We start from the raw sequence: 12,959 nt of genomic DNA on the forward strand, positions 1-12,959 counted from the left end.
GCGCACGGGCGCGGGTCCAGTCGGACGCTATCGCATCGCCCACCGTGCGGCCGGGCGCCTGAAGTGCGTGCACGCGAACTGTTGCGGACCGGATACTGTTGTGTATCCCGGCGGCCCCCGCGGACGGCCCGCCGGAAGCTCTCTGACAACAGCACACGCGGCCGAGGAGTCATCCGGATGAGCGCCACCCATCAAGACCGGCTGCGGGAGTTGCTGGAACCGATCGCCTCAGGCGCCGGTGTCGACCTTGAGGACGTGTCCGTCACCCCCGCCGGCAAGCGCCGCGTCCTGCGTGTCGTGGTGGATGCGGACGGCGGCGTTGACCTCGACGGCGTCGCGGCGGTGAGCCGCAGGATGTCCGAGGCACTGGACGCCTCCGATGTGATGGGGAGTCAGCCGTACCAACTGGAGGTCGGCACGCCGGGCATCGACCGCCCGCTCACCGCGGAACGCCACTGGCGGCGTGCGCGCGGGCGGCTGGTGGAGGCCCGCCTGGCGGAGGGGGGCACGGCGACCGGCCGGGTGACGGGCGCGGACGCCGATGGCGTGGAGCTCGATGTGGACGGCGACCTGCGAAGGATCGCGTACCACGACATCGCGAAGGCGACGGTGCAGGTGGAGTTCAACCGCAAGAACGCCGGCTTCGACGACGTGCTCGACGCGGACGACGTCCGCATCGCCGACGCCGATGACGACGACATGAACGAGGAGGCGTAGGACGTGGACATCGACATGAGCGCCCTGCGCTCGCTCGAACGCGAGAAGGAAATCAAGTTCGACCGCCTGGTGGAGGCGATCGAGTCGGCGCTTCTCACGGCATACCACCACACCCCCGGCAGCCAGCCGCGCGCCCGGGTGGAGCTCGACAAAGCCAGCGGCCACGTGACGGTGTGGGCCGCCGAGACCGACGACACCGGCGCGACCGTGCGCGAGTACGACGACACTCCGCACGACTTCGGGCGCATTGCCGCGACCACCGCCAAACAGGTGATCCTCCAGCGCCTGCGGGACGCCGAGGAAGAGGTGACCTTCGGCGAATACGCGGGCCGCGAGGGCGACATCGTGTCCGGTGTCGTCCAGCAGGGCAAGGACCCGCGCAACGTCATGGTCGACCTCGGCAAGGTCGAGGCGATCCTGCCGCACGCCGAACAGGTGCCGGGGGAGCGCTACGACCACGGCCTGCGCCTGCGGGCGTACGTCGTGACCGTGCGGCGCGGCCCGAAGGGCCCGTCGATCGGGCTCTCGCGGACGCACCCCAACCTCGTGCGCAAACTCTTCGCGCTGGAGGTCCCGGAGATCGCCGACGGCTCGGTGGAGATCGCGTCGATCGCCCGCGAAGCCGGACACCGCACCAAGATGGCGGTCTACTCGACGAGGGCCGGGCTCAACGCGAAGGGCGCGTGCATCGGTCCGATGGGTGCGCGCGTGCGGGCCGTGATGGCCGAGCTGCACGGCGAGAAGATCGACATCGTCGACTGGTCGGACGACCCGGCCACCATGGTCGCCAACGCGCTGTCGCCCGCACGGGTGAGCCATGTGGAGATCGTGGACCTCGGGGCTCGGTCGGCCCGGGTGACGGTGCCCGACTACCAGTTGTCGCTGGCGATCGGCAAGGAGGGCCAGAATGCCCGCCTGGCCGCGCGGCTCACCGGGTGGCGCATCGACATCCGGCCGGACACCGAGGCCGCGCAGTCCGGCGGACGGCAGGGGCCGGGCGAAGGAAGGGCCGAGCCGCATGGTGGCGGGGAGCGGTAGACTTAGTTGATGTCTGGTCGGACGCGGGCTGAGCCATGCCCTCCTTCACGTCGGCAGCAGTCCTTGCCCGAAGGGGCGGGGCCGGTGCGGACATGTGTCGGATGCAGGGCCCGCGCCGCCAAGGCCGACCTGGTGCGGGTCGTCGCGGTCGAGGGCGTGTGTGTCCCCGACCCGACCGGCACCTTGCCCGGGCGTGGTGCCCATCTGCACCGTGACCCGGAATGTCTCGCCCGAGCGGAGCGCCGGAAGGCGTTCCCGCGGGCGTTGCGCGTGAGCGGGCCGTTGGACACGGAGCGCTTGCACGCGGTGGTGGCACCGAAACAGCGGGGCCATGGATCGGAACAGCAGTACCTCGCGAGTCGGAAGTAGGTCGAGATTGCGATGAGCACTCGATGAGTACGCGATGAGTACGTACATGTGGTAGCGACGGTCCGGCGGACGACCACCCCGGACCAGAAGGAGCGACGTGGCAAAGGTCCGGGTATACGAGCTCGCCAAGGAGTTCGGAGTCGAGAGCAAGGTCGTCATGGCCAAGCTCCAAGAACTCGGTGAGTTCGTCCGGTCGGCGTCCTCGACAATCGAGGCACCGGTCGTACGCAAGTTGACTGACGCATTCAAGAAGGACGGCGGACCCTCCGCGCGTCCTGCCGCGCGCAAGCCCTCGGCCCCTTCGGCCCCGGCTTCCGCGCAGGGTCCGGCATCCGCCGCGGCCCCCTCCCCTGCCGCCCGCCCGGGTCCGCGCCCGGCCGGCGGCACCCCGACTCCCGGCCCACGTCCGCCTGCGGGCCCGCGGCCGAGCGACGCCCCTGTGCCCGGTGGCCGCCAGCCCGCGGCGCCGCGGGCGGGCGCCCAGCCCGGTCCCGGACAGCGCCCCGGCGGCGCACCGACTCCGGGCGCCCGTCCCGGGCCGCGTCCCGCGGCCGCGTCGGGCACCCCGCAGTCCGGCGGCGCCCCCCGTCCCGGCGCACAGTCCGGCGGCGTTCCCGGGTCCCGTCCCGGTGCGTCGCGTCCGGGTGCGCCCGGCGCCGGTGCACCGCGTCCGGGTCAGCCCGGGCCGCGTCCCGGCGGGCAGTCCGGCCAGGGTTCGCGTGCCGGAGCGCCCGGCGCTCCGGGTCCGCGCCCGTCGTCCCCGCGTCCTGCGGGTCCGCGGCCGGGCAACAACCCCTTCACCTCCGGCAGCACGGGCATGCCCCGGCCGCAGGCGCCCGGCGGCGGTCCCCGTCCCTCGGGTCCCGGTGCGGGCGGGCCGCGTCCGCAGGCTCCCGGCGCGGGTGCGCCGCGTCCGGGCGGCAGCGGTGGCCCCGGCGGTCCGCGTCCGGGCGGCTCGGCCGGCCCCGGCGGGCCGCGTCCCAACCCGGGCATGATGCCCAACCGTCCCGCCCCGGGCCCGCGTCCCGGCGGTGCTCCGGGCCGTTCCGGCGGTCCCGGCGGTCGTCCCGGCGGGGGCGGCGGAGCGGGTCGTCCCGGCGGCGGCTTCGCGGGTCGTCCGGCCGGTCCGGGCGGCGGCGGTCGTCCCGGCGGTCCCGGTGGCGGCGGCGGTGCCGGTCGTCCCGGCGGCGGCGGGTTCGCCGGTCGTCCCGGCGGCGGTCGCGGCGGCCCGGGTGGCCGCGGCGGCACACAGGGTGCGTTCGGGCGTCCGGGCGGTCGTCCCGGCCGGGCGCGCAAGTCGAAGCGCCAGCGCCGCCAAGAGTTCGACAACATGCAGGCCCCCGCGATCGGCGGCGTGCAGGCTCCGCGCGGCAACGGCAGCGTCATCCGCCTTTCGCGCGGTGCGTCGCTGACCGACTTCGCGGACAAGATCGGCGCCATCCCCGGCGCGCTCGTCACGATCATGTTCCACCTGGGCAAGATGCTGACGGCGACGCAGTCCGTCTCCGACGAGGACCTGAAGGACCTCGGCGTGGAGCTGGACTGGGACGTCCAGATCGTCAGCCCGGAGGAAGAGGACCGCGAGCTTCTCGAGTCCTTCGACCTGGAGTGGGGCGAGGACGAGGGCGACGAGGGCGACCTGCGGCCGCGTCCGCCGGTCGTGACCGTGATGGGTCACGTCGACCACGGCAAGACGCGCCTTCTCGACGCGATCCGCAAGACCAACGTGGTCGCGGGCGAGGCGGGCGGCATCACGCAGCACATCGGTGCGTACCAGGTGGCGACCGAGGTGAACGGCGACGAGCGCAAGATCACGCTCATCGACACGCCGGGTCACGAGGCGTTCACCGCCATGCGTGCCCGTGGTGCGAAGTCGACGGACATCGCGATCCTCGTGGTCGCGGCGGACGACGGCGTCAAGCCGCAGACGATCGAGGCCTTGAACCACGCGCAGGCGGCCGACGTGCCGATCGTCGTGGCGGTCAACAAGATCGACAAGGAAGGCGCCGACCCGACGAAGGTGCGCGGGCAGCTCACCGAGTACGGCCTGGTCGCGGAGGAGTACGGCGGCGAGACGATGTTCGTCGACATCTCCGCCAAGCAGGGGCTCGGCATCGACGAGCTGCTGGAGGCGGTCATCCTGACCGCCGACGCGGCTCTGGAGCTCAAGGCCAACCCCAACCAGGAGGCCCAGGGCATCGCGATCGAGGCGCACCTGGACAAGGGCCGCGGCTCCGTCGCGACCGTCCTGGTGCAGCGCGGCACCCTGCGCGTCGGTGACGCGATCGTCATCGGCGAGTCGTACGGCCGCGTCCGCGCGATGCTCGACGAGAACGGCAACCAGGTCGCCGAGGCGGGCCCCGCCCGTCCGGTCCAGGTGCTCGGCCTCACCACGGTGCCCGGAGCCGGTGACAACTTCCTCGTGGTCGAGGAAGAGCGCACCGCGCGCCAGGTCGCCGAGAAGCGCGCCGCGGCCAACCGCAACGCGCTGCTGGCCCGCCGGAACAAGCGGGTGTCGCTGGAGGACCTGGACCGCGCCCTCAAGGAAGGCCAGATCCAGCAGCTCAACCTCATCCTCAAGGGCGACGTGTCCGGTTCGGTCGAGGCCCTTGAGGACGCGCTGCTCAACCTGGAGGTCGGCGACGACGTCGAGCTGCGGATCATCGACCGCGGCGTCGGTGCGATCACCGAGTCCAACGTCACCCTGGCGGTGGCGTCGGACGCGATCATCATCGGCTTCAACGTCCGGCCGGAGGGCCGGGCGCGGACGATGGCCGAGCGCGAAGGCGTGGATGTCCGGTACTACTCGGTCATCTACCAGGCCATCGAGGAGATCGAGGCCGCGCTCAAGGGCATGCTCAAGCCCGAGTACGAAGAGGTCCAGCTCGGCACGGCGGAGATCCGCGCGGTCTTCCGCTCGTCCAAGCTGGGCAACATCGCGGGTTGCATGGTCACCTCCGGTCAGATCCGGCGCAACGCGAAGGCCCGGCTCATCCGCGACGGCGTGGTCGTCGCGGAGAACCTCGGGATCGACGGGCTGCGCCGCGAGAAGGACGACGTCACCGAGGTCCGCGAGGGCTTCGAGTGCGGTATCAACCTCGGGTCGTACAACGACATCAAGGTGGACGACCGCATCGAGACGTTCGAGATCCGCGAGAAGCCGCGCGCCTGACGGACGGCTCCGGCCGAAAGGCGGCACGCAGTACGCGACGGGTGCCCTCCGCGTCGACCACGACGCGGGGGGCTCTCCCGTTGGGCCGCGCACGCCCTGCGCGGCAGAGCAACACCGAGCATTACCGAGCGTCACCGAGCAAGAACAACAGAACAAGCAGCACCGAGCATTACCGAGCGAGACCCCATCTGATGGCCCCCGGGCGCCTGGCCCGTGATGCCCGTGTTCGTAGGAACGATCACCCTCGACCTGCTCTTCGGCGACGTCCACTCGTTGAAGGAGAAACGGTCACTGCTCCGGCCGATACTCGCGGACCTCCAGCGAAAGAATGCCGTTGCCGCGTCGGAGGTCGAGTATCAGGATCTACACCGGCGCAGCCGGATCGGCATCGCGGTGGTCTCCGCGACCGTCGACAGGTGCGCCGACGTGCTGGACGAGTGCGAGCGGCAGGTCGCAGGGCGACCCGAGATCCAGTTGCTCTCCACACGACGCCGGGTGTTCGGCGAAGACGACTGAGCACCCCACGAGAAAGAACAGGCTGGAGGATCAGTGACCGACACCGCGCGGGCGCGCAAACTGGCGGACCGCATCAAGGTCGTGGTCGCGGAGACGCTGGACCGGCGGATCAAGGACCCCCGCCTGGGCTTCGTCACCATCACCGACGCCCGGGTGACCGGCGACCTGCGGGAAGCCACCGTGTTCTACACGGTTTTCGGCGACGAGACAGAGCGGGAGGCCAGCGCCGCGGCGCTGGAGAGCGCCAAGGGCGTCCTCCGCAGTGAGGTCGGACGGCAGACAGGCGTGCGCTACACGCCTACGCTGACGTTCGTCGCCGACGCAGTTCCGGACACCGCGCGCCACATCGATGAGCTGCTTGCCAAGGCGCAGGAGGCCGACGCGGCGGTACGCTTCACCGCCGCGGGTGCCAGCTTTGCCGGCGACGCGGACCCGTACCGCACGTCGGGCGAGGACGACCTCGACTCGGAAGGCGGCGGGGACTCCACGGAGGAGGACGAGCAGCGTTGAACCCCACGGTGTCGGCGGCCGGAATCCCGGGCCCCATGAAGGCGATGGAAGAGCGCGGTGCCGAGGCGCCGCTGTCCGCCCTGCCCACGGGGCCGCCGACACCGCCGGGCGAGCATGATTGGGACGAGGTGGTCGCGCTGGTGCGCGCGGCCTCGCGGATCGATCTGTTCGCCCACGTCAACCCGGACGGTGACGCGCTGGGGTCGGCCCTCGCGGTCGGCCTCGCGCTGCGCGGGCTGGGCCGCGACGTGCACGTGTCGTACGGCGACGATCCCCTCGTCGTGCCCGCGTCGCTGACCTTCCTGCCCGGGCAGGACCTCATCGTCCCGCCCGCGGACGTGCCGGATGTCCCGGAGCTGGTGCTGGTCTTCGACGCCGCGGGGAGCTCCCGGCTGGGCCTCCTGGAGGCGAAGGCGAAGGCCGCGGGAGCGCTCGTCGTGGTCGACCACCACGCCTCGAACACGCGTTTCGGCACCCATCACCTCATCGACGTCCGGGCACCCGCGACGGCGGTGCTCGCCGAGGAACTGGTACGCCGTCTCGGCGGCACCCTGACCGCCGACGTCGCCACCGCGCTGTACACGGGCCTGGTCACGGACACCGGATCGTTCAAGTACGCGGCGACCACCCCCGCCACCCACGCCATGGCCGCGCGCCTGCTGGAGACCGGGATCCGGCACGACCTCATCTCCCGCGCGATCTGGGACACCTGCCGCTTCGGCTACCTCAAGGTCCTGTCGGGGGCGCTCGCCGCTGCCCGGCTCGATCCGGCCGCCGCGCGCGGCCTCGGGCTGGTGTGGACGGTCGTCACCCGCGAGGACAGGCTCGCGCACGGCATCCGCCTGGACGAAATCGAAGGCGTCATCGACGTCGTGCGCAAGAGCGCCGAGGCCGAGGTCGCCCTCGTGCTCAAACAGGACGACGCCGGGCGCACTCAGGTGTCCGCGCGCTCCAAAGGACGCGTCGACCTCGGGCGCGTGTGCTCGGCTCTCGGCGGCGGGGGGCACGCCTTCGCGGCCGGCTACACGGCCGCGGACGAGGCCCCGGAGGCGGTGGTTGCGCGCTTCCGGGCACTGCTCGACGACGCGGTGACGGACCCGCCGGCCGCCGGTCCCACACCTGCCTGAACCACCGCGAAAGCAATGTGAAGAGCCCCTGAAGAGCGCCCCGGCGGGTTCCGTCCGTCCGGGGTCTCGAACAGCCATGTGTCCACTCCGGTCCTCCGGTCCCAGAAAGTCGCAGCCAAGATGAGCAAGCCACGCCGTACCGGACCGCCGCCGCCCGACGGCTTGGTCGTCGTCGACAAGCCCGCGGGACTGACCTCGCACGACGTGGTCGGCCGTCTGCGCCGGATCGCCGGAACCCGTCGCGTCGGCCACGCCGGCACGCTGGACCCGATGGCGACCGGCGTCCTGGTGATCGGTGTCGAGAAGGCCACCCGGTTGCTGGGGCACCTCGCGCTGACCGAGAAGACCTACGAGGCCACGATCCGCCTGGGCCAGGCCACGGTCACCGACGACGCGGAAGGCGAGGTGACCGCGACGGCCTCCGCGCACGCGGTCGCGCGCGACGCGATCGATGCCGGAATCGCGGAGCTGACCGGCGACATCATGCAGGTTCCGTCGAAGGTGTCGGCGATCAAGGTGGACGGCAAGCGCTCGTACGCGCGCGTGCGCGGCGGCGAGGAGGTCGAGCTGGCGGCTCGCCCGGTGACCGTCTCGCGGTTCGAGGTGCACGACATGCGCCGCGTCGCCGACCCGGACGGCACCCCGGACGCGTTGATCGACCTCGACGCCACCGTCACCTGCTCGTCCGGCACCTACATCCGCGCGCTCGCCCGTGACCTCGGGGTCCGGCTCGGCGTCGGCGGCCACCTGACGATGCTCCGCCGCACTGCTGTCGGCCCCTACACGCTCGACGCCGCGCGCACGCTGGACGAACTCGCGGAGTCGTTCTCCGTGCTGCCGATCGCCGACGCCGCGGCCGCCGCGTTCCCGCGCCGCGACGTCACCGCCGAGGAGGCGCGCGTCGTGTCGCACGGCGGGCGTCTTGAGGCCGCGGGAGGCGGGGCCGGTCCGATCGCCGTTTTCGGGCCGGACGGGACGTTCCTCGCCCTCGTGGAGGAGAGCCGGGGGCAGGCCAAGCCGGTCGCGGTTTTCGTCGGGAGCTGATCCGCCGGTGTGCTGACCGGGGCCGATCAAGAGCGGTCCTCCGTTCATGGCAGGCTTGGTCCTGCGACGTTCCACAGGGTCGCTAAGGAAAACGGGCGCAGGAACCACGAGGAGCGGTCAGGTGCAACGCTGGCGGGGCTTGGAGGATGTCCCATCCGACTGGGGGCGTTCCGTCGTCACGATCGGGTCGTACGACGGTGTGCACCGCGGGCACCAGCGGGTGATGGCCCAGGCCGTGGAGATCGCGCGTGAGCGCGGACTGCCGTCGGTTGTTGTCACCTTCGACCCGCATCCGAGCGAGGTGGTCCGGCCCGGCAGCCACCCGCCGCTGCTGACGCCCCACCACCGGCGCGCCCAGTTGATGGCCGAGCTGGGCATCGACGCGGTCCTGGTCCTGCCGTTCACGCTGGAGTTCTCGCGCCTGGACGCGGCGGACTTCGTCCGGCAGGTCCTGGTGGACGCGCTGCACGCGCAAATCGTCGTCGAGGGACGGAACTTCCGCTTCGGCCACAAGGCCACCGGCAATGTCGAACTGCTCGAACAACTCGGTGCGCAATACGACTTCACGGTCGTCGAACCCGACCTGTTCACCGACGGTGAGACGGTGTTCTCCTCGACCGTCGTGCGGGCCCGGGTCGCCGAGGGCGATGTGGCGGGCGCCCGGGAGATCCTCGGTCGACCGCACCGGGTGGAGGGCGTCGTTGTGCGCGGCGACCAGCGCGGACGCGAGATGGGATACCCGACGGCCAACCTGGAGACGCTTCCGTACACCGCGATTCCGGCCGACGGCGTGTACGCGGGCTGGCTCGTCGTCGCGGACGAGCGGCTGCCGGCGGCGATCTCGGTGGGCACGAACCCGACTTTCGACGGCACCGAGCGCCGTGTCGAGGCGTACGCGCTCGACCGCACCGATCTCGACCTCTACGGCGTGCACGTCAGCGTCGAGTTCCTGGCCTGGTTGCGCGGCATGGAGAAGTTCGACTCGATCGAGGCGCTGCTCGAACGGATGGCCGACGACGTCAAACGGGCGCGCGAGTTGGTCGACGCGTACGACGCCGCCTCCTGACGCGGGTTTGTCCGGGGCCGGTCGAGGGGGCTCGCGCCGCACAGGCGGGAACCCCCTCCGACGTTGTCAGCCCTGTTGCGGCGGTTGATGCTGCGGCCACGCCTGCCCGGGATAGGGCTGCTGCGGCTGACCCGGTGCCTGGCCGGGGGCCTGCGCGTGGCCGGGGTAGGGCTGCTGCTGGTGTTGCTGCGGCGGCCCGGGCTGCTGGGGCGGGGTGCCGTACTGCTGCCGGTAGTACGGCTGTTGCTCGGGCGCCCACGCGTTCTGCTGCCACGGCTCGCCTACTGGTGCCGTGCGTCCGAAGTCCTCCGCGACGACGGCCGCGAGCTCGAAGTAGGCCTCGCGGGTCTTCGGTCGCATCATGTTCAGGTCCAACTCCGCGCCCGCGGACAGGTGTTCGTCGAACGGCACGACCACGACCGCGCGGCAGCGGGTCTGGAAGTGGGCGACGATGTCCTCGGTCTTGACCAGTTTGCCGCTCTCCCGCACCCCGGAGATGACCGTGATGCTGCGGGCGACCAGATCCGAATAGCCGTGGGCCACCAGCCAGTCGAGCGTCGTACTGGCACTGGTCGCACCGTCCACACTGGGAGTGCTGACGATGATCAACTGGTGGGCCAGGTCGAGGACTCCGCGCATCGCGCTGTAGAGCAGGCCGGTGCCCGAGTCGGTGAGGATGATCGGATACTGCTTGCCCAGGACGTCGATCACCGCGCGGTAGTCGGCGTCGTCGAAGGTCGTCGAGACCGCCGGGTCGACGTCGTTGGCCAAAATCTCCAGGCCGCTCGGCGCCTGCGACGTGAAGCGCCGGATGTCCATGTAGCTCTGCAGGCGCGGCAGTGCGGTGACGAGGTCGCGGATCGTCGCGCCCGTCTCGCGGCGCACGCGGCGGCCGAGCGTTCCGGCGTCCGGGTTCGCGTCGATCGCGATGACGCGGTCCTGCCGTTCACTGGCGAGTGTCGCACCGAGCGCCGTGGTGGTCGTCGTCTTGCCCACGCCGCCCTTGAGGCTGATGACCGCGATCCGATAACCGCTGAGCACCGGCGTGCGGATGCGGTCGAGTCGTTCGGCGCGCTGCTGTGCGGCGGCGCGTCCACCGATCCGGAAGCGCGGGGTCGTGCGCTTGGCCTGTGGTTGCCGGCGCAGCAGCCGGTCGGACGTCAGCTCGACGGCCGCCGTGTAGCCGAGCGGTGCGCCGCCGACGGCGCGCGGCGGGCCGCCGTGCGGGTCCGGCTGTCCCCACGCCGGGTCGGGTTGGGCGCCTGCGGGCTGCGGATAGGCGGGGCCGCCGCTGTGCGGTGGGGAGTACGGCTGTTGCTGCCACGCGCCCGGCTGCGAGTCACCGGATGCGGGCGGGTAGGCGCCGGGTTGCGAGCCGTGGGCGGGCTGCGGGTGGTGGCCGTAGGGCCCCTGCGGGCCCGCGGGGTAGGGCTGTTGCGGGCCGACCCCGCCGTGTGGGGCCGACGCGTACGGATTGCCGGGGCCGGGCTGCCCCGTTCCGGGACCCGAGCGGTCGCCTTCGGGAGCCTGCGTCGCCGGCGGTGCCGAACTGTCGGGGCCGGGAGTGGCAGGGCTTGCGGCGGGCGGTTCTGCGACGGGCGCCGGCTCGGCCGGCCCTGCGGCGTCCTGCGGCCGAGGGGCGGGTTGCCCCGATGCCTCGGGGCGGCGGGCGATCGGAACGCCGGTGCGGGCAGGGGCATCGGCCTGCGACCCGACCGGTTTCGTCCCGGCGGATTGGGCGTGGGGAGTCGGGTTGGCAGCCGCGTCAACCGCCGCGGAGTGGTCGCCGACCGCGTGTGAGGCCGCGGACGCGACGGGGGCGGGGGCGGGGTGGTGCTCCTGGGCGTGGGAGGCGTCGTGAGCGGCCGGCTCGTCGTGGGCCGGGGTTTCGTTGCCGTGGGATGCGTCCTCCGGCCGGTCGTCTTGTTCCATCGCGTCCACGACGGCGTTCGTCACGGCGCCGGAATCAGGCCGCCCGGACCGGTTGTTGCGGGACGTGAGCTCACGCAGCGTGTCGCGCGCCCAGGCGCTCGCATCCTCTTCCGAGTCGCCTTCGGAGGAAGCAGCGGAGGTTTCGGGGGTTTCCATGACGTTCCGGTCCTGTTCGGCCTCGGCCTCGTCGGGGGCGGTGGGCGCGACACCGGCCGGCTGGGGGGCGTGCGGTGTCTCCGAGTCGCGCCTACCGGAGGAATCCCGGTCCACGTTGCGCGGTTCGGCGGCCTGGTCGGCGGGCGGGGCCGCGGCGGCCTCCGGCGGGCCGCCGGGGTGGGGCGTCTGGCCGTACGGAGGGCTGCCGTAGGGAGGTTGCGCGTGCTGTGCGGGCGGAGATTGCTCGGGTCCGTACGGCGCCGCGCCGGGTCGGCCGTGGTTTCCGTACGGGTCGGATTGCGGCTGCGGGCCCGGCTGTTGCCCCTGGCCGTATGCCGGATCCACGGGAGGCCCCGCATACGGTCGGCCCGCGTCGTGCTCCTGCCGGGCGTAGGCGCCCGGAGCCTGCTGCTGCCAGCCCTGCGGCGGCTGGAGCTGCTGGTACGGCTGGGCGGGCTGTTGGTGCCCCGCATACGGCGCGGGGTTCGGCTCCGGTGCGGTGCCGGGCGCGTACCACTGCGGCTGCCCGTGTTCCGGCGCCGGGTGTACGGGCTGCTGCTGTGCGCCCGGCGGTGTCCAGGACGGGACGCCCGGCGGCGATGCCGGCTGCGGGGGGATTACCGGAGGAGCCGTGGGACGGGGCGGGGCCGCCGGGTGGCCTGCCGCGGGGGGCGGCGAGGCCTGCGGGGACGACGAGTCCGGTGCCGTCGGGCCGCCCTGGTAGCCGGGCGGCGGGGGCATGTCGTCGGTGATCTGCGGCAGCAGGCGGGTGGGGGCCTGGTGGGGCGGCGTGTGAGCGGGATCCGGGGCGGTGTCGGAGCCCGGGTCGCCCGCAGGGGCCGAGCCCGGCGGAGTCCATGTGGGAACGCCGCTGTGCGGCGGCTGACCGGGACCGGACGAGAACGCGCCTGGCACGCCCGAATGTTGATGGTCTGTCACGGAATCATCGGGGGTCGGCGCGACATACGGACCCGCGTGGGGTGTGCCGGGCCGGACGCCGGCGGCCGGATCAGGATGCGGGTCGGCGGAGCTCTGACTGGACTGCCCGTACCACGAAGGCATCGTGAAGTCAGGGCCCGACCACTCCTCCTCCTCGTCCGGCACGGGCGTTTCGATGTGCCTGCCGTCCTGCTCGCTGCTCACCGCGGGTCCTTCCGATCATCCGGAGGAGGGCGGTCGCGCCCCGATCTCCGCCTCCGGCGTTCCGGGCCAATTTCCCGTCATGGGAAGCCCAACACTATTCAACCCGGGCCGCAGAGTGCCCGGTCGGTCGGAGCGCGCGGGAGTTCCCTCAGAACACGCGGATTTCCCG

Annotated in this window: 10 protein-coding genes; 9 read left to right on the top strand and 1 reads right to left on the bottom strand. The window is 72.4% G+C overall.

Going from position 1 to position 12,959, the window contains the following annotated elements; genetic code table 11:
• Positions 1-177 precede the first annotated feature (177 nt).
• The 9 genes from rimP to ACRX5W_RS07535 all read left to right on the top strand — a co-directional run bounded on the left by rimP (position 178) and on the right by ACRX5W_RS07535 (position 9,559).
• Positions 178-717 carry a ribosome maturation factor RimP gene (rimP, locus tag ACRX5W_RS07495; RefSeq protein ID WP_436787147.1) on the top strand — a complete coding sequence of 180 codons (540 nt, stop codon included), beginning with the start codon at positions 178-180 and terminating at the stop codon, positions 715-717.
• 3 nt (positions 718-720) lie between these two features.
• On the top strand, positions 721-1,755 hold the full coding sequence (nusA, locus tag ACRX5W_RS07500; protein ID WP_436787148.1) for a transcription termination factor NusA: 1,035 nt from the start codon (positions 721-723) through the stop codon (positions 1,753-1,755).
• A 9-nt stretch (positions 1,756-1,764) separates the two neighbouring features.
• Positions 1,765-2,124, top strand: a complete 360-nt coding sequence (locus ACRX5W_RS07505) for a YlxR family protein (protein ID WP_436787149.1) — start codon at positions 1,765-1,767, stop codon at positions 2,122-2,124.
• Between the two features lie 97 nt (positions 2,125-2,221).
• A complete protein-coding gene (infB, locus tag ACRX5W_RS07510) occupies positions 2,222-5,296 on the top strand; it encodes a translation initiation factor IF-2 (protein ID WP_436787150.1) in 3,075 nt (1,024 codons plus the stop codon).
• 222 nt (positions 5,297-5,518) lie between these two features.
• Positions 5,519-5,812, top strand: coding sequence for a DUF503 domain-containing protein (locus tag ACRX5W_RS07515; protein ID WP_436787151.1), 294 nt, complete (start codon positions 5,519-5,521; stop codon positions 5,810-5,812).
• Between the two features lie 33 nt (positions 5,813-5,845).
• A complete protein-coding gene (gene rbfA / locus ACRX5W_RS07520; protein ID WP_436787152.1) occupies positions 5,846-6,322 on the top strand; it encodes a 30S ribosome-binding factor RbfA in 477 nt (158 codons plus the stop codon).
• Complete coding sequence (locus tag ACRX5W_RS07525) at positions 6,319-7,449, top strand: DHH family phosphoesterase (RefSeq protein ID WP_436787153.1); 1,131 nt, start codon at positions 6,319-6,321, stop codon at positions 7,447-7,449. Before rbfA ends, ACRX5W_RS07525 begins: the two co-directional genes overlap by 4 nt.
• Before the next feature lie 120 nt (positions 7,450-7,569).
• Entirely contained in the window at positions 7,570-8,493 is a 924-nt protein-coding gene (gene truB / locus ACRX5W_RS07530; RefSeq protein WP_436787154.1) for a tRNA pseudouridine(55) synthase TruB, read from the top strand.
• Positions 8,494-8,614: 121 nt separating this feature from the next.
• Positions 8,615-9,559, top strand: a complete 945-nt coding sequence (locus ACRX5W_RS07535; RefSeq protein ID WP_436787155.1) for a bifunctional riboflavin kinase/FAD synthetase — start codon at positions 8,615-8,617, stop codon at positions 9,557-9,559.
• Positions 9,560-9,625: 66 nt separating this feature from the next.
• Here ACRX5W_RS07535 and ACRX5W_RS07540 read toward each other — a convergent pair whose 3' ends face one another.
• Positions 9,626-12,790, bottom strand: a complete 3,165-nt coding sequence (locus ACRX5W_RS07540) for an AAA family ATPase (protein WP_436787156.1) — start codon at positions 12,788-12,790, stop codon at positions 9,626-9,628.
• Between the last annotated feature and the right edge of the window lie 169 nt (positions 12,791-12,959).

It is taken from the genome of Yinghuangia sp. YIM S10712, from assembly GCF_051388935.1.
In the GTDB taxonomy this organism is placed as follows: domain Bacteria; phylum Actinomycetota; class Actinomycetes; order Streptomycetales; family Streptomycetaceae; genus Yinghuangia.

Bases quoted from the DNA above. Each gene is read 5' to 3' on its own strand.
- rimP (WP_436787147.1), top strand. From the start codon at position 178: ATGAGCGCCACCCATCAAGACCGGCTGCGGGAGTTGCTGGAACCGATC.
- ACRX5W_RS07505 (WP_436787149.1), top strand. From the start codon at position 1,765: ATGTCTGGTCGGACGCGGGCTGAGCCATGCCCTCCTTCACGTCGGCAG.
- truB (WP_436787154.1), top strand. From the start codon at position 7,570: ATGAGCAAGCCACGCCGTACCGGACCGCCGCCGCCCGACGGCTTGGTC.